The following is a 25,863-nucleotide window of genomic DNA, read 5'->3' as shown; positions in this document are numbered from 1 at the left end:
CTCAGCCGTAAAGCGCTGGAACGATCCAGATCAAGCTCATCGCAATGATCGCAAGCAGCAGGCTTATGCCCAGAATATAGCGCAAGATACCCGGTGTGCTTGCTGCGCGCGCGTCATCGTCCTCGATGTGGATTGCGTCTTTGTCGTCGGCCATATGTTCCTCGCTTGTGTTTTTGTTACACTAGACCAATTAGTTCGCGGTCCGATGGTTCCAAGTTAGTCGCGTAGCAGTTCGTTAATACCAGTTTTGGAGCGGGTTTGCGCATCCACAGTCTTAACAATTACAGCGCAAGAAAGCGAGGGGCCACCGTTGGGATCAGGCAGAGTCCCTGGAACGACCACCGAATAAGGCGGGATGTGACCTTTGATGATCTTGCCCGTATCGCGGTAAACGATCTTGGTCGATTGAGTGATGAAGACGCCCATCGCCACAACGCATCCTTCGCCAACAATCACGCCTTCAACGACCTCAGAACGCGCGCCAATGAAGCAATTGTCGCCGATAATTGTAGGGTTTGCCTGCATGGGTTCCAGCACTCCGCCGATCCCTGTGCCAGCCGAGATGTGGCAATTCTTGCCGATCTGCGCGCAAGACCCGATCGAACCCCAGGTGTCCACCATCGTGCCTTCACCGACATACGCGCCGATGTTCACAAAGCTTGGCATCAGCACACACCCCGGAGCGATATAGGAGGCGTGACGCGCAATCGCGCCTGGAACCACGCGGATACCTGCTTTTACAAAGCGAGCCTCGTCCCAGCCTTCGAATTTGCTTGGCACTTTGTCATAGGCTGGCGCTCCCGCAGAACCACCGTCCATCATGCGGTTGTCATTGAGGCGGAAGGACAAAAGCACTGCTTTCTTAAGCCATTGATTGACCTGCCACCCGCCATCGGATGTGGGCTCTGCGACCCGTGCCTCCCCGCTGTCGAGAAGCCCAAGCGCGTGTTCAACCGCGCTGCGAACCTCGCTTTGCGGGGTGATCGTGTCTCGCGCTTCCCATGCGTCTTCGATGTTTTTGATGAGAGTGTCGGTCATATAAACTCCAGAATAGAGGCGCATTTGGCGAAGAAAGTAGGCGGCTTGAAAGCAGCAAGCGTCCGATACGCAGTTGCTGCTAGCCCTTGATGAGCAGCCCGGCAAGGTTGCGGTGATAGCTAAATTTGCAGGAGCCCGGCTGGGTGAACGCAAAGGAAATCTCGGATGTGTGTTACCTCTTGGTTGCTTGCCGGTGCCTCAAAACAGGTCTTAGTCTTTTATGAAAGAGCAATGCGGCAAGGGCGGCCTAGATTCGCCTTTGCGGAAATTGATACCGGGCATCGCGCCGCATCACCAATCGTCTGGAAAACCGTTGGCGCGGCGGCTGCTTGCGCGGCGCTGTCGGCGTGCGGCGGTGGCGGAGGCGGGCAAGGCATCAGCAATCTTCCACCGCCACCTCCTGTGTCCCCCACACCCACTCCGCCGCCGCCCCCACCACCGCCGGTCACGTCCTTCGATTCGCCGGAGTTAAGGCGCTCAGACGGGCCCAGCTTCCACAGCGCAGAGGTCGCGTGGCTTGGTGGAAATACGGGAACCGGAGAGATCATTGCCATCGTTGACACCGGGCTCGACACGGACAGTCCCGAGTTTGCGGGCCGGTTGCATCCGGATTCCCAGGATGTGACGGGTGCGGGGCGTTCGGTTGACCCGCTGAATGATCACGGCACGAATGTGGCACTTATCGCAGCGGCTGCCCGTAACGACATTGGTGTGCTTGGCATTGCCTTTGACGCGCAGGTTTTGGCGCTGAGGGCGGATCGGCCCGGATCGTGCGGCGCTGATACCCCCCAAGATGCAAGCCTTGGCTGTGTCTTTGCCGACAGCGATATTGCGCGCGGCATTGATGTGGCGGTTGCGGCCGGTGCAGCGGTCGTGAACCTGAGCCTTGGTGGAAGTGCGGCCTCACCCGAATTGCAAGATGCGGTGCGCCGCGCAGCCAACGCAGGCGTCGTTATTGTGGCGGCGGCTGGCAATGATGGACTGTCGCCTGATGAGGTGGATGAATTCTCGCGCACTCTCATCAATGCTGGTGGTGATAACGTCATCATCGTTGGCTCAGTCAACGACAATGGCGAGATGTCCGGTTTCAGCAACCGCGCAGGCCAGTTTGCCGAAAACTACATCTCTGCCCGGGGAGAGCGGATTTGCTGCGTCTATGACGACGGCGATCTGTTTGTCGAAAACATCGACGGGCAGGAGTTTGTGACGCTGTTTGGTGGCACCAGCTTTGCCGCACCTCAAGTAGCAGGGGCGGTCGCCTTGTTGGCGCAAGCCTTCCCCAATCTAACCGGGCAGGAGATCGCGGAAATCCTGCTTGATACCGCGCGTGATGCAGGCGCGGTTGGCACCGATAATGTGTTTGGCACGGGCATTTTGGACATTGGTGCGGCATTCAGGCCGATTGGAACAACAAGTATCGCAGGAACAGGACGGGTGCTCGCGCTGGCTGATAATTTCGCCATTGGTTCTGCGGCCATGGGCGATGCATTGAACAGCGCGTCACTCACCACGATTGTGACCGACCGATATGACCGCGCCTTTACTGCGCAACTGGGCCGCAACACGCGCAACGCCCCCCAACTGCAACGCCTTCGCGCCGCAGTGGGGCAGGGCGCCCGCACGCGCACGGGCGGCAGTGATCAGCTATCGGTGGCGGTTACAGTTGGGCAAGGTCAGCGCGCAGGCGGAGTGGGCTGGGCGCAAAACCTGCAGCTCACCAGCGAAGAGGCCTTTGGTGCGCGCGTTCTTGCGGGGCAGGTGGTGGCGCGCATTGCGCCGGAAATGCAGGTTGGTTTTGCGTTATCTCAGAACGCTTCTGGTCTGGTGGCACAGCTTCAAGGCGCAAGCCGCGGTGCGTTCCAAATTGCGCCCGAGGCTGGCCATGACAGCGGCTTTCTTGGCAATAGCGAGATCGCCATCGCCACGCGGCGCACAATCGGCGGTTGGGGCGTAACACTATCCGCCGAGCGCGGGCGTGCCTGGCTCTCCGATTTTCGCAATGCAGGCGATGCCTTGGACGGGAGGGCCGACAGAACCCCAACTACGCGCATGGCTGTCCTTGCAGACCGCCAATGGTTGGGATTTGGCCTAAACGCGGGGGCGACAATGTTATTGGAGGAGGAAACACTGCTTGGTGCACACTTCAATTCCGTCTTGGGTCTTGAAGGTGCGCAAAGTCTGTTCCTTGATGGTAGGGTATCGCGGGCTTTGGGTGAGCATTGGCAGGTAGGAGCAAGCTACAGGTCCGGCTTTACCCGCCCACGAGGCGGTGCATTGATCGGCGTAGGCTCTCAAATCAATACTTCAGGGTGGTCATTCGACGTGACCCGCTTCGGGGTGTTCTCGAAGTCCGACAGCCTTGGTCTTCGCTTGAGCCAGCCTTTGCGGGTGAGCGGGGGCGCGCTGCAATTGGAGCTTCCGGTGGATTATGATTACGGCACTGAGAGCGCTGTTCTCGGGCGGCAGGCATTGTCTTTGACCCCATCGGGCCGCGAGCTCATTGGCGAGCTTGGCTGGAGCGGGCGCTTGCCTGTGGGCACGGTTTCGGCCAGCGTTTACTACCGCAATCAACCCGGCCACTTCCGCGACGCGCCAAGTGATATTGGCGCGCTTGTATCGCTTAGCTCATACTTCTGAAGACGGCGCTGCGGCGATGATTTATTCGGGCATTCCGGCTTCAAGGGCGAATTGATACGCGCGATCAACCAGCGGCGCGACGCGGTCGCTCATGGACTTGGCGTGAGCAGATGAGGCGGTGCCATCAATGACGCGCTTCTTGATGCCTTGGATAATGCCCGCAAGCCGGAAGAGGTTGTACGCAAAATACCACTCCATCGGCGGCACAGGATAACCCGTGCGTGCGACATAGCGTTCAACCGCTTCTTTCACCGAAGGAATGCCGAGCGCTTCAAGATCAAGACCCAAAAGCCCCGCACGCCCATCACCGGGCTGGAACCAATTGAGCATCAGATAGGAGAAATCGGCAATCGGATCGCCCAATGTCGACAGCTCCCAGTCGAGCACAGCGATGATGCGCGGCTCGGTCTTATGAAAGATCACGTTGTCGAGACGGTAATCACCATGAACGACGCTGCTCTCGTGTTGCGGCGGGATTGTCTGAGGGAGCCACTCGATCAGCCGCTCCATCTTGGGCATATGCTCTGTTTCTGAAAGCTTGTATTGCTTTGACCAGCGCGCAATTTGCCGCGCGCAATAGTCGGTTGGCTTGCCATAATCGCCAAGGCCGATTTCCTCGGGCTTGTTGAGGTGCAGATCCGCCATCGTATCGATCAAAGCGTTGTAAAGCTCGCGCCGCTGTTCTGGCTCCATGCCCGGAAGCGAGCCATTCCAGAGCGAGCGTCCATCGGCCATGCTCATGACGAAGAATTTGGAGCCGATCACCTCTGGATCTTCGCAAAGGCCATAGGTTTTGGGCACGGGGAAGCCGGTTGGATACAGCCCCGTCATCGCCGCATATTCGCGGTCCACGGCGTGGGCCGAGGGGAGCAATTTGCCGAAGGGTTGGCGGCGAAGGACGTAGTTGGTGGCCTGCCCATTTTTGGGGTGCGTTTCGATCTTATAGGTCGGGTTGGATTGGCCGCCCTTGAACTTGGTGTAGCTGATCGGGCCTTCGAACCCTTCGACATTGGCCTCAAACCAAGCGGTGAGAGCCTCAAGGTCGAGTTTGTCATTGCCAGACACCTCAACAGTGCCGACCATTTCCTTGTCGAAATCGATTTCCATCAGACGTCCCTGCTGTTTTTCAATACCGCTTGAGTGGGAGGCGTCGCCACGAATGGCGACGCCTCATCCAATCAGCGTGCTACGCCCATGTCGCCTGAGCTAAAGCTGCTTCCATCATTGGCAGCCTTCGCACCGCCACGAAGAGCGTTGGCAGTTGGCCCTTCATTGGGCGCGTGCTTGCCAAACTCCATGCGTGCGATGGAACGGGCGTGCACTTCATCAGGACCATCCGCGAGGCGCAGTGTGCGCTGATGCGCGTATGCATTGGCGAGGCCATAGTCGTTTGACACACCGCCGCCGCCGTGGGCCTGGATGGCATCGTCGATGATCTTCAAGGCCATGTTTGGCGCTTGCACCTTGATCATGGCGATTTCCTGCTTGGCCGCTTTGTTGCCAACCTTGTCCATCATGTCTGCGGCTTTCAGGCACAGGAGACGGGTCATGTCGATGTCGATGCGGGCACGCGCCACGCGCTCTTCCCAAACGGAGTGCTTGTAGATCGGCTTGCCGAATGCTTCGCGCTCTTGAAGACGCTTGCACATCTTCTCCAGCGCTTCTTCGGCAACGCCGATGGTGCGCATGCAGTGGTGGATACGGCCTGGGCCAAGGCGCCCTTGCGCGATCTCGAACCCGCGACCCTCACCAAGAAGCATGTTGGTGACAGGAACGCGAACGTCCTTCATTTCCACTTCCATATGGCCGTGCGGTGCATCGTCATAGCCGAACACTGGCAGGTGACGGATGATGTTCACCCCCGGCGCATCGTTCGGCATAAGCAGCATGGATTGCTGAGCATGACGGCCAGCGGTCGGGTCGGTTTTACCCATCACGATGGAGACCTTACAGCGCGGATCGCCCAGACCCGATGACCACCATTTGCGGCCGTTGATCACATATTCATCGCCATCGCGCTCAATGCGTGTTTCGATGTTGGTTGCGTCAGATGAGGCAGTAAAAGGCTCTGTCATAAGGAAGGCGGAACGGATTTCGCCGTTCATGATCGGGCGCAGCCATTGTTCCTTTTGCTCCAAGGTGCCGTAGCGGTGGAACACTTCCATGTTGCCGGTGTCGGGTGCAGAGCAGTTGAACACTTCCGATGCCCAGCCAATGCGGCCCATTTCTTCGGCACACAAAGCGTATTCGAGGTTGGTGAGGCCGGGGCCCTCGAACTCGAATGTCTCTTCGACGTGGTGGTGCCCATCATTGCGCGGCGGCATGAAGAGGTTCCAAATGCCCTCTTCCTTGGCGATAGCCTTCTTGTCTTCGATGATCTGGATGACTTTCCAGCGGTCGCCTTCGGCGTCCTGCGCTTTGTACACGTCCATGTTGGGGCGCACGTGCTTTTCGATGAAATTGCGTACGCGGTCGCGCCAATAGACCTGGCGTTCTGTGGGTTCAAAATCCATTTCGGGGTTACCTCTCTTGCCTCAATTGGTTTGTAGAAATTTGAATTTACCGTGGCATGGCTTACGCCCGACGCCAAGGTGGTTTTTTGGTGTAATTTATGCAGCACTCTTGCTCAGCCGTTGAACACGCGCCTCGTGTTCTTGGCGGGTGATGGGGAAACGCCACAGCCAATAGGCCGAATTGGCCAGCAGAGCCGCCGTCCCAAGGGCATAGAACAGCACAAGATTGCCGATGACCGCTTCGGGCACTTCGCCCGGCTTTGCATCGGTTGCAAACTGGATGGCGGTCAAAAACTGTCCGGTGATGAAGATGCCAAGACCCGTTGCGCACTTTTGGACAAGCCAGTTGCCCGAATAAAATGCACCCTCTGCGCGGCGACCGGTGCGTTCCAGATAGGCTTCGACAATTTCGGCCAACATGGATGACGCTGAAATGAGGGTCACGATGGAAAGCGTATTGCCGACAAGCAGCATTGCATAAAGGATCGCGGCTGACACGAGAGTGTCGAGCGGTGGCCAAAATCCGAAATACAGCGCCATGTAGGGAAGCAGCGTAAAGACGGCCGTCCCAAGGGCGGCCAAAGCCGCGCTCACCGGTTTGCCATACCGTGCGTGCATCGGCCCAACGAGGAAGAACATGGCAAAGGCCGATATCGCAAGGATCAAAGGATACAGGCTGAGCGCGGTGATGCTTTCAGGAAGACCGGGAATGACCACCGTGTCCAGTCGCCAGATATATGCGGTCACATAAGGGGTGAGCGAAAAGCTGATCCCTTGATTGACATAAGCGGTAAGCGCGCCTGCCGCAAAAATGAGGAAGGCGCGCTCTTTGAACGCTTCGGTGATTTCGCTGAAACAGGCTTTTAGTGTGAAAGGCTCTGGTTTCACCTCAGGCAAACGGGCAAGCACCTTGTGCTGTCCCAAAGCCGATCCGATGACCGAGACAACCATCAATATGCCGCCGAAAATGGCGAAATCCTGATAGCCCTCGCGGTTGAGCTGTCCGTTCTCGCCGGCAAGAAATATCGTATACGACAAGGTCAGCATCAAAATGCCGCCCAGCCATCCTTCGATATAGCGGAAGCGGAAAAGCGTTGTGCGCTCGTCATAATCGGCGGTGATTTCCGGGATGAGCGAGGCAGAGGGCACTTCGCAGCAAGACAATAGCACGCGCACCACCACGGCAATTCCGAGCAACTCCCAAAACGTGGGCACGCTACCGCCCGGCGCTGACCATAACACCACCCACGCAAAGGCGAGCGGGACGGGCGCTGCGTAAAGCCACGGCAAACGTCTGCCCCATTTGGTGTAAGTGCGGTCGGATAAATTGCCGAGGATGGGATCAACCACCGCATCAATCAGTAGCGCGCAAAGCAGCGCCAGACTGACGAGCGAGGCATCCATGCCCATGACCTGGCTGTAATAGAACAGCAGGAAGAACTGGAACCCGATGTCCTTCACGCCAAAGGCCACAGCGCCAAAGCCGTGGATGAGCTTGAATTTGGTAGGAATGGGCCCCTGAATTGCGCTTTGCATCAGCTGGCTGCCGCTCCGCTCGCCTGCGCGGCAGCCTTGGCTTCCTCTTCCATCTTCTCAAGGCCCGCGAACAAAGTCTCTTCCTCTTCGTCCCAGCAATGGCGCGGCCCGATGGTGATGCCGCCATCTACGATAAGCGATGTGCCAGTGACAAATCCTGCCGCATCGCTGGCCAGATAGGCGACAGCCTCTGCGATATCGCTGGGTTGACCGCCGCGCTTTACCGGCTGCGCGTTGGAAGACATCTGCGCGATCATGCCTTTGGCAGCCGTTTTCATCTCTTCGGGCACTTCGATCGAGGCAGTGAAGATGTTGGTGTTGATGAAGCCGGGTTGCACAGCGTTTACGCGGATGTTGTACCGCGCAAGGTCGGCTGCTGCGCATTTGGTGAGGTGCAAAACCCCTGCTTTTGCCACGGCATATGCGGTGGGTGAATATCCCGGGCCAACCGCCGCAACGCTCGACACATTGACGATGGAGGCACCTTTGCGCCCTTTCATATGCGGGGCGGCATATCGGATGCCCAGGGCAACAGAGCGAAGGACCAGGTCCATCGTCATATCCCATTCCTCAGGCTCAATCTCGTCGATTGAAGGGCGCGCACCGCCTGCGGCTGCATTGTTGAAGACCACATCAATCCCGCCTGTTTCAGCAGCAGCGTGATCCATCAGGGCTTTGATCGATTGGGGGTCGGTCACATCACAATGAACGAAACGGACATCGCCTTGCGTTTCGGCGGCGAGTGTCTTCCCGCCTTCTTCATCGATATCACTGGCGAAAACCACTGCGCCTTCACGGGCGAACAGCCACGCACTTTCAGCGCCAATTCCCGACGCAGCGCCGGTCACGACTACGGTTCTCCCTGAGAATCGCATAATCCCATTTCCTCTCTCAATCTCGATTTGCAACCTAACGGGAAGCACAGGGCCGTCAACGCTCATGCAAGTGACGTTACGGAATGCCGATGTTTGCAAAATTCGCGCGTTTGGAAGCTTGCAGGCGACGCGCAAATGACCATAACGTAAGCGTCAACTAGGGATCAAATGAGAGAGGAGTCGGCCAACATGTCCGATCTTGAAAACTTCCGCGAAGAGACGAAGAGCTGGCTTGAAGCCAACTGCCCCGAAGAAATGCGCAAGCCTGTTCGCGACGACAGCGACGTATATTGGGGAGGGCGCAAAGCTACCTTCCAAAACGATGCGCAAAAGGCCTGGTTCGAGGCAGCGCGCGACAAGGGTTACACCGTTCCATCATGGCCCAAGGAATATGGCGGCGCTGGCCTTTCGCCCGCTGAAGCCAAAATCCTGCGCCAGGAAATGGCAGCGATCGGCGCGCGTCCTCCTCTCAGCTCTTTCGGCATCTGGATGCTTGGCCCGGCGCTCCTGAAATTCGGCACCGAAGGCCAGAAGAAGCGTTTTCTCAATGAAATCGCCCGCGGCGAAATCCGCTGGTGTCAGGGCTATTCCGAGCCCGGTTCAGGCTCTGACCTTGTCTCGATGCAGACCTATGGCGAAGACAAGGGCGACCACTGGGTGGTCAACGGCCAGAAAATCTGGACCTCTTACGCAGACAAGGCCGACTGGATTTTCTGCCTTGTGCGCACGAACAAGGAAGACAAATACAAGGGCATCACCTTCATGCTGTTCGATATGGCGGGTGAGGGCGTCACGACCAAGCCGATCCTCCTGATCAGCGGCAATAGCCCGTTTTGCGAGACCTTCTTCGACAATGTGAAAGTGCCCAAGTCTTACGGCGATGATTGCCCCGGCTTTGTGGGTGAGATCAATCGCGGCTGGGATGTGGCGAAATATCTGCTGGGTCACGAGCGCGAGATGATTTCCGGCATGGGCGGCGGTGATCGCACCACGGCCATTGGAACCGCGATGAAGCGCCATGCGGCCAAGACCGGTGACGATATCGACCCTGTTTTGCGCAGTGAAATGGCATTGTTCGACGTGGATGCGCTTGCCTTCACCGCCATGGCTGAGAAGTTTATGGACGAGATGAAAGCGGGCAAGGGCCACCCGGCTCAGCCCAACATGATGAAATATGTCGGGACCGAGATCAACAAGCGCCGCCACGAGCTTATGATGAGCGCTGGCGGTTCGCGCAGCCTTGAATGGGAAAGCGACGAAACGCGCGGCGGTAAGCCTTCGCGTGAGTGGCTTCGCACCAAAGCGAACTCGATTGAAGGCGGCACTTCGGAAGTGATGCTCAACGTCATTTCGAAGCGCATTCTTGAGCTTCCGGGCGGATAGAACCTTATTCTCCCCTCCCGCTTGCGGGAGGGGGCGGGGGTGGGCGCGCAATGCGCTGGGCCGCAAGGCCCACCCCGCTGCGACTAAGCCGCTGACGCGGCAAAGTCTCACTGCCCCTCCCGCAAGCGGGAGGGGATTTCGGGAGAGAAATTCACAATGCCACTATATCATACAGAAGATCAGGCGATGCTCGCCGACAGCGCCTCTGGCTTTTTGGCCGAAGAAGGCAACATAAACAAACAATTGCGCCATTGGCGCGACCGCGATTGCAAAGACGGTTTTGGCCACGGGCTGTGGAAGCAAATGGCGGAAATGGGCTTTACCGGAATGCTCGTTGCCGAAGACGACGGCGGGCTAGGCATGGGCCATGTCGAAGCGGGGATCGTGCTCGAAGAGATCGGCCGCAATCTTACGCCTTCGCCTTTTCTGACCTCGTCTGTTCTTGCCGCAACCGCGCTTGGCCATGCGTCATCCGACCTCAAAGGTCGCTATCTGCCGGGCCTCATCGAAGGGGAGAGTGTGTTTGCGGTTGCCATCGATGAGACTGCTAAGCACCGGCCAAGCCGCATTGCGACAAAGGCGGAAAAGTCCGGCAATGGCTTCAAGCTCACCGGCTCCAAGAGCTTCGTCATCCAAGGCGCAAGCTCGGACATGATCGTTGTCGCAGCGCGCACCAGCGGCTCGGATGAAGACGAGCACGGGATCACGCTTTTTGCTGTCCCCAAAGACGTGAATGGGATGAGCCAGAACCCGGTTCGTCTTGTCGACAGTTCCATGGCCAGCCACATCACATTCGACGGCGTCGAGCTTGATGGTGATGCTGTCATCGGCGAGGTCGATGGCGGACGCGAAGTCTTGAACGCCATGCTCGCCGCGGGCCGTGTTGGCGCTGCTGCCGAAGGCGTTGGCGTTGCGCAAGGGGCGATGGATATGACCATCGACTACCTCAAACAGCGCAAGCAATTCGGCAAAGTGATCGGCGAGTTCCAAGCGCTGCAGCACCGTGCAGCCCACCTCTATTCCGAGGTTGAAATCGCTCGCGCTGCAACGATCAAGGCCCAGCAGCTCCTCGACGAAGGAGCGCCTAGCGCTGACCTGATGACAAGCGTTGCGAAAGCCAAAGTTGCGAAAGCGGCGGGCCTCGCGGTCAAGGAAGGCGTCCAAATGCACGGCGGGATCGGCATGACCGACGAATACGACATCGGCCTTTACATGAAGCGCGACCGCGCACTCGCCGAATTCCTCGGCGATGCATATTTCCACGCCAATCGCGTTGCAGAGCTCAGCGGCTACTAAAGAAGAGAGATCACACATGGATATCAATTCACTTTTCAGCCTTGAGGGACGCGTTGCCCTTGTCACAGGCGGTTCGCGCGGTATCGGCAAAATGATTGTCGAAGGCCTCCTCGCAGCAGGTGCGGAGCGTGTTTACATCTGCGCTCGCAAGAAAGAGCAGGTCGATGCGACCACCGCCGAGCTTGGCGACAAAGTCATCGGTCTTGTCGCCGACCTTAGCCAGATGGACGGCATTCAAGCGCTCGCCGACGAGATTGGAGCCCGCGAGGACAAGCTCGATATTCTGGTCAACAATGCAGGCGCTGCGTGGGGTGAACCCTTCACCAAATTCAGCGAAGCGGGCTGGCACCGCACGATGGATCTGAACGTCAAAACCCCGTTCTTCCTGACCCAGAAACTGCACGGGCTTCTCAAAGCGGCTGGTACGGCTGAGCGCCCAGCAAAAGTGCTTATGATCGCTTCGATTGACGGTATGAAGACCAACCCTTGGCCGACCTATCCGTATCAGGCGTCGAAAGCTGGCCTTATCCATCTCACCCGCCGCATGGCAGCCGAGCTTGTGAATGATAATATCATCGTCAACGGCATTGGCCCGGGCGCCTTCCCAAGCGAAATGAACAAGGCGGCGCGCGACAATCAAGACATGGTCGAACGCGGCATTCCGTCAAAGCGCGTAGGCGACACGATGGATATGGCAGGCGGCGCGATCTATCTGCTCAGCCGCGCAGGCGATTATGTGGTGGGCACGACCCTCGCCATCGACGGCGGCGTGGTGAACGCCAATGTGGGTGCTGGCAATTTTGTCGACCCATCGGGCGAGTAATCCCGCCACCGCACGAAAACACAAAAGCCCCGCCTAACCAGCGGGGCTTTTTGGTGTGGGGATTGGAACGGACGCTCTAAATGAGGTCGTCCAGCTCCGCCCGGTCAAGCGAAAGCGTCACGCCAAGACTGCCCGTCTTGCGGCCTTCGGGGACAATGCGCACAGGGCGCTTATAAAGCTTCAGCCAAACAGCCTGGATCGTAGGCTCGGCTGCGCAAGCCTTCGCAATGCGAGAGAGAAGATATTCCTGGGTCTCGTAATGGCCATCGCGCGCCAGCGCCTCAATCGCGGCGATCAACGGGTCATAGTCGTAAATCCGCTCCATCGCGTCTTTATCAACCAGCACAAGAGCAGGGTCGATTGAAAGCGTCGCATCCAGCAGATGCGCCTCAGGCACAACATCGCCCGGTGCATAGGTGCCAAGGTCAAGCGGAAGCTCAAGGCCCTCAAGAACGATCGTGGCCTTTGCCATCAGATGGGGCCTTAGACCATCAACTCGCGCACGAACGGGATCAAACCAGTCTGGCGTTTCCTGCGCATGCGTTCTGCATGCAGGATCTCGCACACTTGCGCAAAACACGCGTCCATATCGTCATTCACAACGACATAGTCATATTCTGCCCAGTGGCTGATTTCATCGCGTGCGCGCTGCATTCGCCCATCGATCACTTCGGCGGTGTCCTGTCCTCGGCTTTCAAGGCGGCGGCGCAGTTCGGTCAGGCTGGGGGGAAGGACGAAGACGGTGACGACGTCTTGGTCGTCCTTCTGCTTCAATTGCTGCGTCCCCTGCCAGTCGATGTCGAACAGATAATCCTGTCCACGTTTGAGCCCCTCCCGGATCGCACCCTTTGGCGTGCCATATCGGTGGTCAAAAACGTGCGCCCATTCGTAAAAATCGTCTTCTTCGATCATGCGATCAAATTCGGCATCTGAGACGAAGTAGTAGTCCTTGCCATCGACCTCGCCCGGGCGCGGGGGGCGCGTGGTGGCAGATACCGACAATTGGATGTCCTCATCCTTGCGCAGTAGCTTGCGCGACAAGGTTGTCTTGCCTGCGCCGGAGGGCGAAGAAAGGATAAAGAGGAGCCCGCGGCGGGCAAGTTTATCGGTGCTCTTGGTGTCGCTCATCGGCTGTGCCCTTGCGCGTGGCTGAGATTTAAATCAAGTGCCACGCAAAGGTTACCAGCCTCTAACGCCCGCGTTTCGCACGCCTTTCGCGAACAGCCTTGCCCCGATCATAGAGCGATTTTGCAAGGAGGCCGCCGGCAACAAGGCCAAGTCCTGCGCGCGAGCGTCTGGCGAGTTTTGCCGCGCCATAAAGGCCAACGGAGGTGATCAACGAGCGGCCATCAACCGCGTCGCGCTCACCGCTTTTGCGTTTGTGCGCGTCGGCCTGCGAAATATCGGCCTGAACCTTGCCGCGCATCCGGTCCGCGAGCCCTCGCAGCACGATCTCTGCAATCGCCAGGTTTACAGCTGTTCCGGTGGCAGGCGCAGGGGGAAGCTTGCTCTTTTTGCCGCCCGTGTTTGAGCCCTTGCCTTGGCTTTGAAGGTTTGCATTTTCAGGTTTGCTGGGCTGAGCCATCCAGCTACGCCTTACTTCTTGCGCCCAAAATCGACGGTCACCACGTTCGATCCATCGCCGCCATCTGCTTCGGCATCGGGCGCGGCGTTATCGGACGTACCTGTTTCCGCATCGTTTTCGGCAATATCATGCTCTTCGGGTTCAAGTTCATCGCCAGATGCCTGAAATTGAAGGCCAAAATCCACCGCCGGATCAACAAAAGCTGTGATCGCAGCAAACGGAATGTTGAGCTTTGCCGGGATCTGGTTGAAGGAAAGCCCCACGCCAAACCCATCATCGCGCACTTCCAATTCCCAGAATTTATTCTGAAGCACGATGGTCATCTCATCGGGAAACCTCTCGCGCAGGTGATCGGGGATCGATACCCCTACAGCGCCGGTCTTGAATGTGATGTAGAAATGGTGATTGCCCGGAAGCTCGCTCCCGCCTGCCACAATTTCGCCGAGCACACGCCCAACCACGGCGCGCAGCGCTTCTTGCACAATCTCATCATAAGGGATCAGGCTATCGGGTGTGTTTTCTGTCATCACGTTGAGTAGAAGTGGCGAGACGTGCGCCCTTGGTCAAGCGTTTCGTGCAGGATTTGTGTGTCACTTGTTGTGAACGCAACAAAAGAGCGGGTTTTGACCGCTTGCAAGCATCCCTGTCGGGTCTATAGGCTTTGCCCCATGAGCATGACCACACGCACAGGTAGAATTGAGCGGAAAACCGCTGAGACTTCGATCTTGATTGAAGTCGATCTCGATGGGACGGGCGCATATGACGTGTCGACCGGAATCGGCTTTCTCGATCATATGGTTGAACAGTTTTCCAAGCACTCGCTTATCGACGTAACGATGAAGGTCGATGGCGATCTGCATGTCGATCAGCACCACACGACCGAGGATTCGGCGATTGCTTTGGGGCAGGCGTTGACGCAGGCGCTTGGCGATAAGGCGGGGATTGGCCGTTATGGCAGTGCCTATTCGCCAATGGATGAAACGCTCAGCCGGGTGGCGCTCGACATTTCCGGGCGGCCCTATTGCGTGTGGAACGCCAAGTTTTCTCAGGAAAAACTGGGCGAATGGGACACTGAGTTGATCCAGCACTGGTTTGAAAGCGTTGCGCAATCCGCTGGCCTGACGCTTCATCTCGAGCTCCTCTACGGCACCAACAATCACCACATTTGCGAAAGCCTCTACAAAGGCTTTGCGCGCGCGATGCGTATCGCGGTTGAGCGTGACCCGAGGAAGGGCGAGGCCATCCCTAGCACCAAGGGGCAGCTTGGTGGGTGAGATTGTAGCGCTCGTAGACTACGGCGCGGGCAATCTTCACTCGGTCCACAATGCGTTAAAAGCAGTTGGCGCGAATGTGGCGGTCACTGCCGATGCCGAAGTTGTGCGACGGGCCGACCGCATTGTGCTTCCCGGGGTTGGCGCGTTCAAGGCGTGCGCGGATGGTCTTCGCGCTGTGCCTGGCATGGTTGATGCGCTGGAAGAGCGGGTCAAGAACGGCGGCGCGCCTTTCCTTGGGATTTGTGTGGGGATGCAGCTTCTCGCGGCGCGCGGGCTTGAGCATGGCAGTCACGAAGGGCTAGGCTGGATTGCAGGCGAAGTCCGCATCATTGAACCAACTGATGCGCGCATCAAGGTGCCGCACATGGGGTGGAATGATGTGAGCGTTTCTACACCGCATCCGGTGATCGAGGGGGGGGAAGCTTACTTCCTGCATTCCTATCATTTTATGGCTGAGGATGCAGACGACATAGCCGCCCACACCTCGCACGGATCGCCCCTTGTTGCAGCGGTGGCGAAAAACAATATTCTGGGCGTGCAGTATCACCCCGAAAAGAGCCAGAAGTTCGGTCTGGACCTGCTTAAACGTTTTCTGGAGTGGAAACCTTGATCGTATTCCCAGCCATTGACCTTAAGGGCGGCGAAGTCGTGCGGCTTGCCGAGGGCGATATGGACCGCGCCACCATCTATGGCGATGATCCAGCGGCCCAAGCGATGATCTTTGCCGACGCTGGCGCGGAGCACTTGCACGTGGTGGACCTCGACGGCTCGTTCGCAGGTGAGGGGCGCAATGTCGAAGCGGTGAAAGCCATCATCGAGCGCTTCCCCGGCTATGTTCAACTCGGCGGCGGTATCCGCGATGCAAAGGCGGTTGAGGGTTGGTTCAACCTTGGAGTCGCGCGCATTGTGATGGGCTCAGCGGCCCTCAAAGACCCTGAATTTGTGAAAGAAATGGCCCGCGAATGGGAAGGCGGTATTGTTGTCGCTGTGGACGCGAAAGACGGACATGTAGCGACCGAAGGCTGGGCTGAAGTGTCCGATGTGCCCGTCGTGGATCTCGCGCGCCGGTTTGAGGATGCAGGCGTTGCCTCGCTGCTCTTCACCGATATTGGCCGTGATGGCCTCCTCAAGGGCGTGAACATCGACGCGACCGTGGAACTGGCGCAGCGCGTCGATATACCCGTAATCGCCAGCGGCGGGGTGAAGGGCATCTCCGACATCCACATCCTCTCCATCCAAGCGCATCTTGGCATTGAAGGCGTTATTACAGGGCGGGCTCTGTATGAGGGCAAGCTTGATTTGGCGGCAGCGATCCAAATGGGGGCTCGGGCGTGATTCTGTTCTTGAAGATTGTGGCTGCGTTTGTGGCCGGAATGGGCGGCACAGGCCTCTTTTGGGGCTTGGTCGAAAGGAAAGTACATTTCCCGATCGCTCACGGCCTCCCGTTCTCTCGCGAGCATTTCGCAAGGCAGTATTGGCTGGGCATCATCGGCTATGGTGTCCTCTTGTGCGGCGGTGCAGGCGCCTTTGTGTTCCTATGACCGTCCGTATCCGCGTCATCCCCTGCCTCGACGTTGCCGATGGGCGCGTGGTGAAGGGCGTCAACTTCGTCGATTTGCAGGACGCTGGCGACCCGGTGGAGCAAGCGCGCGCTTATGATGCTGCAGGCGCAGATGAGCTGTGCTTTCTCGACATTTCTGCCAGCCACGAAGGGCGAGGCACGCTGCTTGATATCGTCAAACGCACAGCCGAAGTGTGCTTTATGCCTCTGACCGTCGGCGGTGGGGTGCGCAGTGTTGAGGATGCCCGCGCGCTTTTGCTGGCGGGCGCTGATAAGGTTGCGATCAATTCAGCGGCCGTCGCTCGGCCAGAGCTGGTGAGCGAGATCGCCGAGAAATTCGGCAGCCAGTGCGTGGTCGCTAGTGTCGATGCGCGGCGCGTGTCTGAGGGCAAGTGGGAAATTTTCACCTATGGCGGCCGCAAACCCACCGGAATTGATGCGGTTGAATATGCCAAACACGTCGCCGACCTTGGCGCAGGCGAGTTGCTTGTCACCAGCATGGACGGCGATGGCACAAAGGCAGGCTATGACCTTGAACTTACCCGCACTATCGCGGACGCGGTTTCTATTCCCGTTGTCGCCAGCGGGGGCGTGGGCAATCTCGATCACCTTGTCGATGGCGTGACCAAAGGCGGGGCAAGTGCGGTTCTTGCCGCCTCGATCTTCCACTTCGGCACGCATTCCATCGCAGAGGCGCACGAGGCTTTGCGCCAAGCGGGCTTGCCTGCGCGCAGCACTTGAGGAAAGAGGCCGGATATGGACACACTCAAACGCCTTGAAGCCACGATTGCGGAGCGCATGAGCGCCTCGCCGGACAGCTCTTACGTGGCGAAACTGAACGCCAAGGGCGTGAGCAAGATCGCCCAGAAGGTCGGCGAAGAAGCGACCGAAACAGTGATCGCGGCGGTTTCCGGCTCGAACGAGGAACTGGTCAGCGAAAGCGCAGACCTCCTCTTCCACCTCCTCGTGCTGCTCAAGGCCAAAGGCGTAGGGCTGGACGAGGTGTGCGCCGAATTGGATCGGCGAGAGGGCCTTTCGGGGCTCGACGAAAAAGCCCAAAGAACTCAATGATGCGGAGCGAATAAGATGCCAATCGACCCCACGCTTCCCTATGATGCGAACAACATATTCGCAAAGATCCTTCGCGGGGAAATCCCCTCGAACAAAGTCTATGAGGACGAATGGGCCTACGCGTTTGAGGACATCAATCCTCAGGCCGAAGTGCACACACTGGTGATCCCCAAAGGCGAATATGTAAGCTGGGACGATTTCAGCACCAAAGCATCCGATGCAGAAATCGGCGGATTTGTGCGCGCGGTGGGCACCGTTGCGCGGGCCAAAGGCTTGGTGGAGCCAGGTTATCGCTTGCTTGCCAATATCGGCGTGCATGGCGGGCAAGAAGTCCCGCACCTTCATGTGCATATCTTTGGCGGACAGCCTTTGGGTCGGATGATCGCCTGACAATGGCGTTCCATCGTTATGCAGGCCAATGTAAAAAACGCATACTTGTCCTTGAGGTTTGCGCTGGGCTAAGTGGCATGCGTAATGAGTGTTAAACCAATGCTTCCCGGCGGCGTCCTAAACGGCTCGCGCCATCATTTTGCTGTGCGCGTCTATTATGAGGATACCGATCTGTCCGGAATAACCTATCACGCCAACTACTTGCGCTGGTTTGAGCGGGCGCGTTCGGACTTGCTGCGGATGCTCAAAATTGATCAGCGCGCCGCGATTGAAGCGGGGGAGGGCGCGTGGGCTCTGTCTGAGGTGAACCTCAAATATCTGCGCCCGGCGCGGCTGGATGATGATGTGGTGATCGAAACCACGTGCACTGAACTTGGCGCTGCGTCGTGCCGGATGCATCAGATCGCGCGGCGTGTCGGTCAGGGCGATGAAGAGAAACTCTGCGAAGCCAGCCTTCGCGTAGGTTTTATCTCATTGGATGGCCGACCCAAACGCCAGCCCGCCGATTGGCGCGCGGCATTTCAGAAGTTTATGGACCAGAAGGACAATTGATAGCGTGGATTTGAACCATTTGAGCGCTGTTGCAGCACAGGTCGCAGGGGTAGATGCAGTGGCCGGGGTGCCGACCCGGCTTGACCCGCTGGAGCTGTTTCTTGACGCCGATATCGTCGTGAAGGCGGTGATGGTCGGCCTTATTCTTGCCAGCATCTGGAGCTGGGCGATCATAGTCTCCTTTGTCTTGAGGCTCGGCAAGCTGAACAGCGCATCGCGCGAATATGAGGGCGATTTCTGGTCCACCAGTGACCGCGAAGGGGCCTTGTCCAAAAGCAAGCGCGCATCCATCCCTTCTGCCCGCGTCGCTGGCGCTGGGCTCGACGAATGGAAGCGCTCGACCAAGAACGGTGCGCCTGACCGCGATGCCGCGCGTGAACGCATCGGCCAGGCAATGGAAAGCCAGGTTGCCGAGGAAGCCGATGAATTGTCGGGCAAGCTCACCTTTTTGGCGACCACCGGTTCGGTTGCCCCGTTTGTGGGTCTTTTCGGAACCGTTTGGGGGATCATGAACAGCTTCTTCCAGATCGGTGAGACGCAGTCTGCATCGCTTGCCGTGGTTGCTCCCGGTATTGCAGAGGCGCTGTTTGCGACCGCAATCGGGCTGTTCGCAGCCATCCCAGCAGTCATTTTCTACAACCGTTTTTCGAATTCGGTGAACCAGTATGAAGCCAAGCTCCAGCGCTTTGCCGACAAGGTTCACGCAGGGCTCAGCCGCGAACTGGACAAAGTGTAATGGCAATGGGGATGGCCTCATCCGGGCGCAGGCGGGGCAATCGCACCCGTCGCGCCGCAATGGCGGAGATCAATGTAACGCCGCTCGTTGATGTGATGCTCGTGCTGCTCATTATCTTTATGGTGACCGTCACATTGCCCGCGGTGGGAGTTCCGATCGAACTTCCCGAAAGCCGCGCCAATCCGGTCGAGGAATTGCCCGATCAGGTGAACATCTCGGTCGATAATGCGGGGCGCATCTATCTCGAAAACGATCCTGTGGCACCGGGCGGCTTTGCCGACGCTTTGGCCACGATCCGCCGCAATGACGGGGAACAACCAGTGATCGTTCTTCGTGGCGACACGGGGCTGGATTACGGCAGGGTGATGGCCGTGATGGGTGAACTGAACCGTGCAGGCTTCAAATCCATATCGTTGGTCACCGACGGTTCAGACACAGCGCCATAGCGACAGGTGCAATGACCCAAAGGACGTTCCACTCAGATGATCGTGTTGGCCTTGGTGTCGCCATCATCTTGCATGCTGCTCTTGCAGCGGTCCTTGTCATGCAATTTCAGCAATCAAAACCGGTGACCTTCGGCGGTGATGGCGCGATTTCGGTCACGATCGAAGACGGCTTTGATGAGGCGAGCAGTTCGACCGCGCTTGGTATTCCTGATGCGTTGGACGCCATTGACGAGCCGATGCCTGACGCGAGCGTGGTGGCAGACGAGCCTACACCCGATGAGGTGCCATCGCGCGATGACCCTGCGCCAAGGCCGCAACCCACCCAGCGGCCAGAAAGGAACCCGTCTCCTTCATCGCGCGGTCAACAAACGGGCCAGCGTGATGGGAGCGGTGATACCGGCTTTGCGGATGCGTTTGGCGAGGGCGAAGGGACAGGAAGCGCCGAAGCGGTCAAGGCAGACATCAAAGTCAGCATCGGCCAGCAGGTGTCGAGGGAGTGGAACCGCTGCCGGATCACTGGGCTAGACATCGACAAGCTAAGCGCCACAGTATCCTTCAGCATGGATCGCAGCGGCAAAATCACCAATATCGGTGAGCCCCGCGTGAGCGGCACCAACCCCAGCAATTCCGCGCAGGCTGGGCGATTTGGGGAATGCGCTGAACGCGCTCTAAAGCTGGTTGGAACCTTTCAAGGGCTTCCACCAGAACACTATGATTTGTGGCGCAATTACCAATTCAGATTTGTGAAGAAATAGGTTGAAACGACAGAATATGAGAATTCTTCTTACCATTTCCGCACTCGTAGCGCTTGGCGCTGCACCGGCTCTGCACGCGCAGGATGAGGGTTCACCCTTGCCCGATGAGGCGACGTCCACAGCGCAAGCTGATGACCAGTCAGGCGTTGGAACAGAGACTGTGGTGGGCTCGCTTGAGGGGGATGACCTTGAGATTGCCATTGCGGCCTTTGCCCCTGAGCGTGATGTTGCAACCCCTGCCAATGCGGACGGCACGCGCGCGCTGGGCGTGGAATTGGCGCGTGTCATTACCGCAAACCTGCGCAACAATGGACTGTTCCGGCCCACGGGCCCCGACACGCTGCCGCGCCCTGATTTTGGAGAGATCCGGGCTCCTAGCTGGGGTGTTTGGACAAGCCGAGACAGTGAAATGCTAGTTCAGGGATATGTGCAGGCACGCAGCGATGGACAGCTTGTTGTGGGCTGTTATCTGTTTGATGTCGCGCTTAAAGAGGAACTTATCCGCGAAGGCTATGTCGTGACCCCTTCCGATTGGCGCCGGGCTGCGCACAAATGCTCTGATCTCATCTATGCGCGTCTTACCGGGGAAAGCCCGTTTTTTGACAGCCGCATCGCCTATATCGCTGAGACGGGACCTAAAGATAACCGGGTCAAGCGTCTGGCGGTTATGGATTCAGACGGCGCGAACCACCGTTTTCTAACGCTCGGCAGCGCAACCGCGCTGACCCCGCGATATTCGCCCGACTATTCGAAGATCATGTATCTGTCCTATGTCGATGGGAACCCGCGCATTTATGTCTATGACATTGATAGCGGTAAGCAGACTTTGGTCACAGAGAACACCAATCCTACCCTTGCGCCGCGATGGGCGCCTAATGGGAACAGCATCCTGTATTCCATGGCTGTGGCAGGCAACACCGACATTTACCGGGTGTCCGTCAACGGAGGGCGCGCTACGCGTCTTACCGATACGCCCGGGATCGACATTGGCGGGTCTTATTCTCCCGATGGCCGCCAGATTGTGTTTGAAAGCGACCGTTCAGGCACACAGCAATGCTATGTGATGAATGCCGATGGTTCCAACCAACGCCGAATCAGCTTTTTTGGCGGGCGCTGTGCCACGCCGGAATGGAGCCCGCGCGGTGACCAGATTGCCTTCACGCGCATCGCAGGCGACTTTAATATCGCAGTGATGACGCCTTCTGGCGGAAGCATCCGAGTGTTGACCAACGGATGGCAGGATGAGGCACCCACCTGGGCTCCCAATGGCCGGATCATTCAGTTTTTCCGCACCACGCGCAATTCCGGGCGCTCGTCGCTGTGGCAGGTTGATTTGACTGGCCGCAATGAACGGCGCTTGCCAACTCCGGTTGACGCATCCGACCCTGCGTGGGGTCCAATTCGACCGTGAGAACGGCTCGTAAATCTTCTGTAAATCTGATAATGGCTCTAGCTGCCAGTCCCCAACCTTGCCGCGTGGCATTCACCGGCATTTTTTCGGAGAGTTAATTGATGAAGTTCTCTGCACGTAAAGCCGCAATTCTTGGTGTTCTGTCTTCTGCGATGGCTCTGGGGGCCTGCGCCAAGAAAGCGCCCGAGGAGCTTCCACCGCCGCCTGTGAGTATTCCAACCTCTACGCCTTCAACTGGTCCAACCGGACCTGTGGGCCCGACCGTTGGGACACAAGGCCATTTTGAGCAGGCCGTTGGGTCTTCAACCACGATCTTCTTCGACACCGACCGCTTCAACATTGACAGCACCGATGCCGCCGCGCTTCAGACTCAGGCGCAGTATTTTGCACAGTTCCCGCAAGTCAATTTCACTATCGAAGGACACACCGACGAACGCGGTACGCGCGAATACAACGTGGCGCTGGGTGAACGCCGCGCCAATTCAGCCAAGAATTATCTGGTAAGCATCGGCGTATCGCCTGACCGCATCCGCACTGTGAGCTATGGCAAGGAACGCCCGGTTGCGCTTGCCTCGAATGCGGCAGCATGGGCGCAAAACCGCCGTGCGGCGAGCGTTATCATCAGCCGATAAATCGTTTTCAAGATTGCTGCGCGCTCGTCCTCTTTTCGAAGGGGGCGGGCGCGTCTTTGTTCTGTAGCAGGGCGTCTATCGGTCAGCGAACCTTCGTGATCTGGCCAATCACTTGCACAATCGGGCCATCCCCGTTTCCAATATGCAATTCGCCTTCCCCACCAGCGCGTGCAATAAGGCACAGGCACACCAAGGCCAAAGCGCTAAACAGGCTGGAAATTTGCAATTGCTGGCTCATGAAACGGGCCGGTATCCTTGTTGAAGAGCGGTGCTCTACTATGAAAAATATCTAAATGAGTTATTGCGATGCAACATTTCAATTAGAAACTTGTTCCCAAGGCATTGCACATATCTTCACTTTGTCCGCCAGAACCCCTAGACAGCCCGCGTGACTGATCCGATGAACGACATGCCGACATTGAGTGCGGGGCCCTATGCCTAAGGCGACGCGCTCAAACGATTGGGGTTTTCCGCGCTGGCGCGGATACTCCGCCTCGCGAGAAGCAACCAATGTGCGCATTTGCGACCGGCATGGCTGTGATGAGCCGGGCAATTGCCCAGCCCCCAAAGCGCCCAACAGCCCGGACAGGTGGCATTTTTGCCAAAAACACGCGGCGGAATACAATTCCAAATGGGATTACTTCGAAGGTCTGGACAAGGCAGAAAAAGCCGCGCGCGCCAAGGCAGAGCGGCAGGAATCCGAAGGATATGCAGAAGCCTCGCACTATGGCTGGACGGGATCTGGTGATGGATCACGTAGTGCCGATGAAATGCGCGCGCTGGAGCTTCTGGAGCTTGAAGCGGATGCCGATTTTGCCGCGATCAAGAAAGCGTACCGCGTCAAGGCAAAGCTGGTTCACCCTGATGTGAAGCCTGGCGATGATGAAGCAGCGCAAGAATTTCAAAAGCTGCAGGTCGCCTATGACGTGTTGCGCGTGGCCGAAGAGCGCCGCGAATGGAAAGGGTGAATTCAATGCGTATCTTGGCTTTCGCAGCCAGCAATTCGAGCGTTTCAATCAATCAGCAGTTGGCCGAGTATGCCGCCAGCCTTGCCGAAGGCGCTGAGGTCGAAACTCTTGATATTCATGATTACGAAATGCCGATCTATCGCCATGACCGCGAAGAGGCGGACGGCATCCCGCAACTGGCATACGATTTCCTCGACAAGATCGGGGCCGCTGATGCGTTGATTGTCTCCTTTGCCGAACACAACGGCACGTATAGCGCGGCGTTTAAGAACCTGTTTGACTGGTGCAGCCGGACTGATCGCGATGTGTGGCAGGATAAGCCAATGCTGCTTCTCGCAACATCACCGGGCGAGCGCGGGGCCAAGAGCGTGCTTGAGTTTGCCGTGAATTCTTCGCCGCGCTTTGGCGCAAATGTCGTGGGCCAACTTTCGGTGCCGAGCTTTGGCGACAATTTTGACCGCGATGCCGGTAAGCTTGCCAACGGTTCAATTCAAAAAGAGCTCCGCCGCCTTGTCGCAGAGCTCACAAAAGCCTGATCAATAGGCGCTAATTACAGATTTCACCTGATCGAAGCGCCCGGCGGCAAGGTCTTCGGGGGCGATCATATATTGCAGAACCCCTTCGCCAAAATGGTGTCCAGGGCCGCCACCGCCCGGCAGTTCGAGCAGCAGGATATGATCATCGACCATCTCTTCCACATATCCCTGAACATAGCTGGGTGGGCCGAAAATGCGTGCCGGGGCTGGTGCCATTACTGCGCGAACGCGCTCTAGCTTGCCCGCCTCCTTGAGCTGGAGCCAGTCGTCCTGGCTTCCGTGCTTGTCAGGACCAAAGCTCTCATCGACCATATATTCACGCGCGAGAACGTGGTTGCTCATCGCTCTTTCGATCATTTCATCGGGGATGCTGCCCAGCGCACTGCTCCCGACGCAAAGGCTTAGCTCAACCGAAGCCAAGACTGTTTGCTGAAAGCCGAGGTCGATCACGGCTTTGCGGTCTTCCACCCATTGCCAGATGTCGTCTGCGATATTCTGCTCAACCCGGTGCCCTATGGGGCGTTGGGTCCCAAGCATATAGACCTCTTTGGCCTCGTCTTTCCATGATGCAAACAGTGCCTCCCTTTCGTCTTTTGAAAGGTCTGGGAATAGACGCTCGACCTTGTGTTCAGGCAGATGGCTCAGCACCTCGATCATCTTCGCAGCAATGACCCGGATCGCTCCGAAATCGTGCGGGAAAGCAGGGAAGGGGCGCGCAAAGGGTTGGTGCGGCGTTTCGATATCGGGAATGTCGCTTGGTTCGGCCTTGCCGCGTTGCTCCACAGCCAGAAGCGCCTCTGCCGTCTGAACTCCATCGGACCAGAACCTGTGTTCTCCCTGTTCCTTGGCAGCTTCGTTGATTGGATAATCGAATGCGACCGGGTCAAACGGGAAGTGCGGCATAATGCGAGGCACATAATCATCAGCGTTATCGACTTCGCTGGTGCAGCCAATCACCTGCCATGCGCCTTCAGAACCAAAGATCGCAGGTGCGTCATCCGGCGGCGAAATGGGCGCCCAACCATCGGTTGGACCGGTACAGTGGATGAATGCGTGGCCGTTGCCGTCACCTTCACCCCAGCTGAGATTGAGGAAGCAGTAAAGGACCCCGTCTTTTGGTAGGAGACCCGTCGCATCTTGGCTGGCCAATTGCATGCAATCCCACTGCATTATGAAGGTGAGTGGCGTTCCTTCCTGGCGCGGCCATTCAAAATCTGATGGGCCAATGGGCTCACCACCGTAAAAGGATAGGCCGTCCTCTTGTGGCGATTGTGGCATGAATTGGCGAAAGACGATCGGGTTTGCGCGTGCGAGGGCGACTTGCGTTGTCTCTGAGGGCTCTTCGGTCAGATCTTCGGGCTCGGCCTCAGTCCATTCGGCTTCGACTGTATCACTTGGCTCTTCGCCTGACGCATCCGTTTGCGCGTCGAAGACTGCCACATCCTCCAGCGTGTTCAGTTCGGGGGCCTCAACGTCCGCATCTTCATCAGTCCTCAGCTCGCCCGCAGGAGTGCCAGTTTCACGCTCTGCGCCGCTGACCAGTGATCTGCGCCGTCTGCCTTCTGGTGCTTCGGGAGCAGCAGCTGGGACAGAAATGGAGGCGTATTCGTCCTCGGCCTCTGTTTCGAGCGCTTCACCTGGTGCCTTATCAATGTCTGACACAGGCGCTCCCGCTTTTTTGCGACGCCAAAGGAAGGCGGCAAGCCCGCCTACCGCGACAATAAAGCCGCCAGCCATGAGCGCCAAGGGCGCATAAATCCCTGAGCTGAGTATTGCGAGCAGAAGATCAAAGCGCATGGCAGCTTCCTCAAATATAATCGCCCCGGTCATCGCCCCTCACAAATG

The 25,863-nt window shown here is 57.8% G+C and carries 31 protein-coding genes; 19 read left to right on the top strand and 12 right to left on the bottom strand.

All coding sequences use genetic code 11. The features are described 5' to 3' along the window. Nucleotide 1: 1 nt before the first annotated feature. A complete protein-coding gene (locus tag EH31_RS17720; RefSeq protein ID WP_169738764.1) occupies nucleotides 2-154 on the bottom strand; it encodes a hypothetical protein in 153 nt (50 codons plus the stop codon). 62 nt (nucleotides 155-216) lie between these two features. Next, entirely contained in the window at nucleotides 217-1,038 is an 822-nt protein-coding gene (dapD, locus tag EH31_RS05605) for a 2,3,4,5-tetrahydropyridine-2,6-dicarboxylate N-succinyltransferase (RefSeq protein ID WP_034958560.1), read from the bottom strand. Nucleotides 1,039-1,269: 231 nt separating this feature from the next. On the opposite strand from dapD, the gene EH31_RS05600 reads away from it, so the two are divergent. Continuing rightward, a complete protein-coding gene (locus tag EH31_RS05600) occupies nucleotides 1,270-3,675 on the top strand; it encodes a S8 family peptidase (protein WP_081853235.1) in 2,406 nt (801 codons plus the stop codon). A gap of 21 nt (nucleotides 3,676-3,696) precedes the next feature. Here EH31_RS05600 and EH31_RS05595 read toward each other — a convergent pair whose 3' ends face one another. The 4 genes from EH31_RS05595 to EH31_RS05580 all read right to left on the bottom strand — a co-directional run bounded on the left by EH31_RS05595 (nucleotide 3,697) and on the right by EH31_RS05580 (nucleotide 8,599). Then, nucleotides 3,697-4,782, bottom strand: a complete 1,086-nt coding sequence (locus EH31_RS05595) for a phosphotransferase family protein (protein ID WP_034958557.1) — start codon at nucleotides 4,780-4,782, stop codon at nucleotides 3,697-3,699. A gap of 71 nt (nucleotides 4,783-4,853) precedes the next feature. Next, nucleotides 4,854-6,188 (bottom strand): acyl-CoA dehydrogenase family protein, encoded by a 1,335-nt coding sequence (locus EH31_RS05590; RefSeq protein ID WP_034958554.1) that lies wholly within the window; start codon nucleotides 6,186-6,188, stop codon nucleotides 4,854-4,856. Between the two features lie 96 nt (nucleotides 6,189-6,284). Beyond that, nucleotides 6,285-7,724, bottom strand: coding sequence for an MFS transporter (locus EH31_RS05585; RefSeq protein ID WP_034958552.1), 1,440 nt, complete (start codon nucleotides 7,722-7,724; stop codon nucleotides 6,285-6,287). After that, the gene (locus tag EH31_RS05580) at nucleotides 7,724-8,599 is read right to left on the bottom strand and encodes an SDR family NAD(P)-dependent oxidoreductase (RefSeq protein ID WP_034959099.1); all 876 of its coding nucleotides are present in this window, start codon (nucleotides 8,597-8,599) and stop codon (nucleotides 7,724-7,726) included. The genes EH31_RS05585 and EH31_RS05580 overlap by 1 nt, the downstream gene beginning before the upstream one ends. A gap of 189 nt (nucleotides 8,600-8,788) precedes the next feature. Here EH31_RS05580 and EH31_RS05575 point away from each other — a divergent pair, with 189 nt between their 5' ends. The 3 genes from EH31_RS05575 (at nucleotide 8,789) to EH31_RS05565 (ending at nucleotide 12,101) form a co-directional block, all read left to right on the top strand. Further along, nucleotides 8,789-9,982: an acyl-CoA dehydrogenase family protein gene (locus tag EH31_RS05575; protein WP_034958551.1), complete on the top strand. Its 1,194-nt coding sequence runs from the start codon at nucleotides 8,789-8,791 to the stop codon at nucleotides 9,980-9,982. A gap of 156 nt (nucleotides 9,983-10,138) precedes the next feature. Then, nucleotides 10,139-11,278, top strand: coding sequence for an acyl-CoA dehydrogenase family protein (locus tag EH31_RS05570; protein WP_034958548.1), 1,140 nt, complete (start codon nucleotides 10,139-10,141; stop codon nucleotides 11,276-11,278). Nucleotides 11,279-11,294: 16 nt separating this feature from the next. After that, entirely contained in the window at nucleotides 11,295-12,101 is an 807-nt protein-coding gene (locus tag EH31_RS05565) for an SDR family NAD(P)-dependent oxidoreductase (RefSeq protein ID WP_034958547.1), read from the top strand. 76 nt (nucleotides 12,102-12,177) lie between these two features. Here EH31_RS05565 and EH31_RS05560 read toward each other — a convergent pair whose 3' ends face one another. The 4 genes from EH31_RS05560 to EH31_RS05545 form a co-directional block, all read right to left on the bottom strand. Then, complete coding sequence (locus EH31_RS05560; protein WP_199796997.1) at nucleotides 12,178-12,573, bottom strand: dihydroneopterin aldolase; 396 nt, start codon at nucleotides 12,571-12,573, stop codon at nucleotides 12,178-12,180. A gap of 11 nt (nucleotides 12,574-12,584) precedes the next feature. Then, a complete protein-coding gene (gene gmk, locus EH31_RS05555) occupies nucleotides 12,585-13,229 on the bottom strand; it encodes a guanylate kinase (RefSeq protein WP_034958545.1) in 645 nt (214 codons plus the stop codon). A gap of 61 nt (nucleotides 13,230-13,290) precedes the next feature. Further along, a complete protein-coding gene (locus EH31_RS05550) occupies nucleotides 13,291-13,686 on the bottom strand; it encodes a hypothetical protein (protein ID WP_034958543.1) in 396 nt (131 codons plus the stop codon). A gap of 11 nt (nucleotides 13,687-13,697) precedes the next feature. Further along, the gene (locus EH31_RS05545) at nucleotides 13,698-14,213 is read right to left on the bottom strand and encodes an SspB family protein (protein ID WP_034958541.1); all 516 of its coding nucleotides are present in this window, start codon (nucleotides 14,211-14,213) and stop codon (nucleotides 13,698-13,700) included. A gap of 141 nt (nucleotides 14,214-14,354) precedes the next feature. Here EH31_RS05545 and hisB point away from each other — a divergent pair, with 141 nt between their 5' ends. The 13 genes from hisB to pal all read left to right on the top strand — a co-directional run bounded on the left by hisB (nucleotide 14,355) and on the right by pal (nucleotide 22,514). After that, a complete protein-coding gene (gene hisB, locus EH31_RS05540; RefSeq protein WP_199796996.1) occupies nucleotides 14,355-14,960 on the top strand; it encodes an imidazoleglycerol-phosphate dehydratase HisB in 606 nt (201 codons plus the stop codon). Continuing rightward, on the top strand, nucleotides 14,953-15,570 hold the full coding sequence (hisH, locus tag EH31_RS05535; protein ID WP_034958538.1) for an imidazole glycerol phosphate synthase subunit HisH: 618 nt from the start codon (nucleotides 14,953-14,955) through the stop codon (nucleotides 15,568-15,570). Before hisB ends, hisH begins: the two co-directional genes overlap by 8 nt. Beyond that, on the top strand, nucleotides 15,567-16,295 hold the full coding sequence (gene hisA, locus EH31_RS05530; protein ID WP_034958536.1) for a 1-(5-phosphoribosyl)-5-[(5-phosphoribosylamino)methylideneamino]imidazole-4-carboxamide isomerase: 729 nt from the start codon (nucleotides 15,567-15,569) through the stop codon (nucleotides 16,293-16,295). The genes hisH and hisA overlap by 4 nt, the downstream gene beginning before the upstream one ends. Beyond that, on the top strand, nucleotides 16,292-16,501 hold the full coding sequence (locus EH31_RS17645; protein ID WP_034958535.1) for a hypothetical protein: 210 nt from the start codon (nucleotides 16,292-16,294) through the stop codon (nucleotides 16,499-16,501). The genes hisA and EH31_RS17645 overlap by 4 nt, the downstream gene beginning before the upstream one ends. Then, the gene (hisF, locus tag EH31_RS05520) at nucleotides 16,498-17,262 is read left to right on the top strand and encodes an imidazole glycerol phosphate synthase subunit HisF (protein ID WP_034958534.1); all 765 of its coding nucleotides are present in this window, start codon (nucleotides 16,498-16,500) and stop codon (nucleotides 17,260-17,262) included. The genes EH31_RS17645 and hisF overlap by 4 nt, the downstream gene beginning before the upstream one ends. A gap of 15 nt (nucleotides 17,263-17,277) precedes the next feature. Then, nucleotides 17,278-17,592, top strand: a complete 315-nt coding sequence (locus EH31_RS05515) for a phosphoribosyl-ATP diphosphatase (protein ID WP_034958532.1) — start codon at nucleotides 17,278-17,280, stop codon at nucleotides 17,590-17,592. 15 nt (nucleotides 17,593-17,607) lie between these two features. Continuing rightward, nucleotides 17,608-17,982: a histidine triad nucleotide-binding protein gene (locus tag EH31_RS05510; protein ID WP_034958529.1), complete on the top strand. Its 375-nt coding sequence runs from the start codon at nucleotides 17,608-17,610 to the stop codon at nucleotides 17,980-17,982. Nucleotides 17,983-18,066: 84 nt separating this feature from the next. Beyond that, the gene (locus tag EH31_RS05505) at nucleotides 18,067-18,534 is read left to right on the top strand and encodes a YbgC/FadM family acyl-CoA thioesterase (protein ID WP_034958527.1); all 468 of its coding nucleotides are present in this window, start codon (nucleotides 18,067-18,069) and stop codon (nucleotides 18,532-18,534) included. 10 nt (nucleotides 18,535-18,544) lie between these two features. Then, on the top strand, nucleotides 18,545-19,270 hold the full coding sequence (tolQ, locus tag EH31_RS05500; RefSeq protein WP_241765844.1) for a protein TolQ: 726 nt from the start codon (nucleotides 18,545-18,547) through the stop codon (nucleotides 19,268-19,270). Next, nucleotides 19,270-19,716: an ExbD/TolR family protein gene (locus EH31_RS05495; RefSeq protein ID WP_034958525.1), complete on the top strand. Its 447-nt coding sequence runs from the start codon at nucleotides 19,270-19,272 to the stop codon at nucleotides 19,714-19,716. The genes tolQ and EH31_RS05495 overlap by 1 nt, the downstream gene beginning before the upstream one ends. Before the next feature lie 11 nt (nucleotides 19,717-19,727). Further along, nucleotides 19,728-20,471, top strand: coding sequence for a hypothetical protein (locus EH31_RS05490; protein ID WP_034958524.1), 744 nt, complete (start codon nucleotides 19,728-19,730; stop codon nucleotides 20,469-20,471). Nucleotides 20,472-20,487: 16 nt separating this feature from the next. Continuing rightward, nucleotides 20,488-21,882, top strand: a complete 1,395-nt coding sequence (gene tolB, locus EH31_RS05485) for a Tol-Pal system beta propeller repeat protein TolB (protein ID WP_034958523.1) — start codon at nucleotides 20,488-20,490, stop codon at nucleotides 21,880-21,882. A 101-nt stretch (nucleotides 21,883-21,983) separates the two neighbouring features. Then, the gene (gene pal / locus EH31_RS05480) at nucleotides 21,984-22,514 is read left to right on the top strand and encodes a peptidoglycan-associated lipoprotein Pal (protein WP_034958521.1); all 531 of its coding nucleotides are present in this window, start codon (nucleotides 21,984-21,986) and stop codon (nucleotides 22,512-22,514) included. Between the two features lie 82 nt (nucleotides 22,515-22,596). On the opposite strand, the gene EH31_RS17640 is transcribed toward pal, so the two are convergent. After that, nucleotides 22,597-22,752 (bottom strand): hypothetical protein, encoded by a 156-nt coding sequence (locus EH31_RS17640; RefSeq protein WP_161782131.1) that lies wholly within the window; start codon nucleotides 22,750-22,752, stop codon nucleotides 22,597-22,599. Nucleotides 22,753-22,948: 196 nt separating this feature from the next. Between EH31_RS17640 and EH31_RS05475 the strand changes: the two genes are divergently transcribed. After that, the gene (locus EH31_RS05475) at nucleotides 22,949-23,482 is read left to right on the top strand and encodes a J domain-containing protein (protein ID WP_034958519.1); all 534 of its coding nucleotides are present in this window, start codon (nucleotides 22,949-22,951) and stop codon (nucleotides 23,480-23,482) included. A 5-nt stretch (nucleotides 23,483-23,487) separates the two neighbouring features. Beyond that, the gene (locus EH31_RS05470; RefSeq protein WP_034959094.1) at nucleotides 23,488-24,018 is read left to right on the top strand and encodes an NADPH-dependent FMN reductase; all 531 of its coding nucleotides are present in this window, start codon (nucleotides 23,488-23,490) and stop codon (nucleotides 24,016-24,018) included. Here the strand turns inward: EH31_RS05470 and EH31_RS05465 are convergent, their stop codons facing one another. After that, entirely contained in the window at nucleotides 24,019-25,815 is a 1,797-nt protein-coding gene (locus EH31_RS05465) for a DUF1963 domain-containing protein (RefSeq protein ID WP_034958517.1), read from the bottom strand. It abuts the gene before it with no gap. Nucleotides 25,816-25,863: the final 48 nt, after the last annotated feature.

This window comes from Erythrobacter longus, assembly GCF_000715015.1.
Lineage (GTDB): Bacteria > Pseudomonadota > Alphaproteobacteria > Sphingomonadales > Sphingomonadaceae > Erythrobacter > Erythrobacter longus.
The sequence above is the reverse complement of the archived record's forward strand: the minus strand, read 5'-3'. Positions and strand labels throughout refer to the sequence as shown.

Bases quoted from the DNA above. Each gene is read 5' to 3' on its own strand.
- EH31_RS05475 (WP_034958519.1), top strand. From the start codon at position 22,949: ATGCCTAAGGCGACGCGCTCAAACGATTGGGGTTTTCCGCGCTGGCGC.
- EH31_RS05490 (WP_034958524.1), top strand. From the start codon at position 19,728: ATGACCCAAAGGACGTTCCACTCAGATGATCGTGTTGGCCTTGGTGTC.
- EH31_RS05595 (WP_034958557.1), bottom strand. From the start codon at position 4,782: ATGGAAATCGATTTCGACAAGGAAATGGTCGGCACTGTTGAGGTGTCT.
- EH31_RS05465 (WP_034958517.1), bottom strand. From the start codon at position 25,815: ATGCGCTTTGATCTTCTGCTCGCAATACTCAGCTCAGGGATTTATGCG.
- EH31_RS05505 (WP_034958527.1), top strand. From the start codon at position 18,067: ATGAGTGTTAAACCAATGCTTCCCGGCGGCGTCCTAAACGGCTCGCGC.
- EH31_RS17720 (WP_169738764.1), bottom strand. From the start codon at position 154: ATGGCCGACGACAAAGACGCAATCCACATCGAGGACGATGACGCGCGC.
- EH31_RS05580 (WP_034959099.1), bottom strand. From the start codon at position 8,599: ATGCGATTCTCAGGGAGAACCGTAGTCGTGACCGGCGCTGCGTCGGGA.
- EH31_RS17640 (WP_161782131.1), bottom strand. From the start codon at position 22,752: ATGAGCCAGCAATTGCAAATTTCCAGCCTGTTTAGCGCTTTGGCCTTG.
- tolB (WP_034958523.1), top strand. From the start codon at position 20,488: ATGAGAATTCTTCTTACCATTTCCGCACTCGTAGCGCTTGGCGCTGCA.
- EH31_RS05560 (WP_199796997.1), bottom strand. From the start codon at position 12,573: ATGGCAAAGGCCACGATCGTTCTTGAGGGCCTTGAGCTTCCGCTTGAC.
- EH31_RS05550 (WP_034958543.1), bottom strand. From the start codon at position 13,686: ATGGCTCAGCCCAGCAAACCTGAAAATGCAAACCTTCAAAGCCAAGGC.
- EH31_RS05575 (WP_034958551.1), top strand. From the start codon at position 8,789: ATGTCCGATCTTGAAAACTTCCGCGAAGAGACGAAGAGCTGGCTTGAA.
- hisB (WP_199796996.1), top strand. From the start codon at position 14,355: ATGAGCATGACCACACGCACAGGTAGAATTGAGCGGAAAACCGCTGAG.
- EH31_RS05515 (WP_034958532.1), top strand. From the start codon at position 17,278: ATGGACACACTCAAACGCCTTGAAGCCACGATTGCGGAGCGCATGAGC.
- EH31_RS05470 (WP_034959094.1), top strand. From the start codon at position 23,488: ATGCGTATCTTGGCTTTCGCAGCCAGCAATTCGAGCGTTTCAATCAAT.
- EH31_RS05495 (WP_034958525.1), top strand. From the start codon at position 19,270: ATGGCAATGGGGATGGCCTCATCCGGGCGCAGGCGGGGCAATCGCACC.
- EH31_RS05545 (WP_034958541.1), bottom strand. From the start codon at position 14,213: ATGACAGAAAACACACCCGATAGCCTGATCCCTTATGATGAGATTGTG.
- EH31_RS05565 (WP_034958547.1), top strand. From the start codon at position 11,295: ATGGATATCAATTCACTTTTCAGCCTTGAGGGACGCGTTGCCCTTGTC.
- EH31_RS05570 (WP_034958548.1), top strand. From the start codon at position 10,139: ATGCCACTATATCATACAGAAGATCAGGCGATGCTCGCCGACAGCGCC.
- EH31_RS05600 (WP_081853235.1), top strand. From the start codon at position 1,270: ATGCGGCAAGGGCGGCCTAGATTCGCCTTTGCGGAAATTGATACCGGG.
- dapD (WP_034958560.1), bottom strand. From the start codon at position 1,038: ATGACCGACACTCTCATCAAAAACATCGAAGACGCATGGGAAGCGCGA.
- EH31_RS05590 (WP_034958554.1), bottom strand. From the start codon at position 6,188: ATGGATTTTGAACCCACAGAACGCCAGGTCTATTGGCGCGACCGCGTA.
- EH31_RS05585 (WP_034958552.1), bottom strand. From the start codon at position 7,724: ATGCAAAGCGCAATTCAGGGGCCCATTCCTACCAAATTCAAGCTCATC.
- EH31_RS05510 (WP_034958529.1), top strand. From the start codon at position 17,608: ATGCCAATCGACCCCACGCTTCCCTATGATGCGAACAACATATTCGCA.
- gmk (WP_034958545.1), bottom strand. From the start codon at position 13,229: ATGAGCGACACCAAGAGCACCGATAAACTTGCCCGCCGCGGGCTCCTC.
- hisF (WP_034958534.1), top strand. From the start codon at position 16,498: ATGACCGTCCGTATCCGCGTCATCCCCTGCCTCGACGTTGCCGATGGG.
- pal (WP_034958521.1), top strand. From the start codon at position 21,984: ATGAAGTTCTCTGCACGTAAAGCCGCAATTCTTGGTGTTCTGTCTTCT.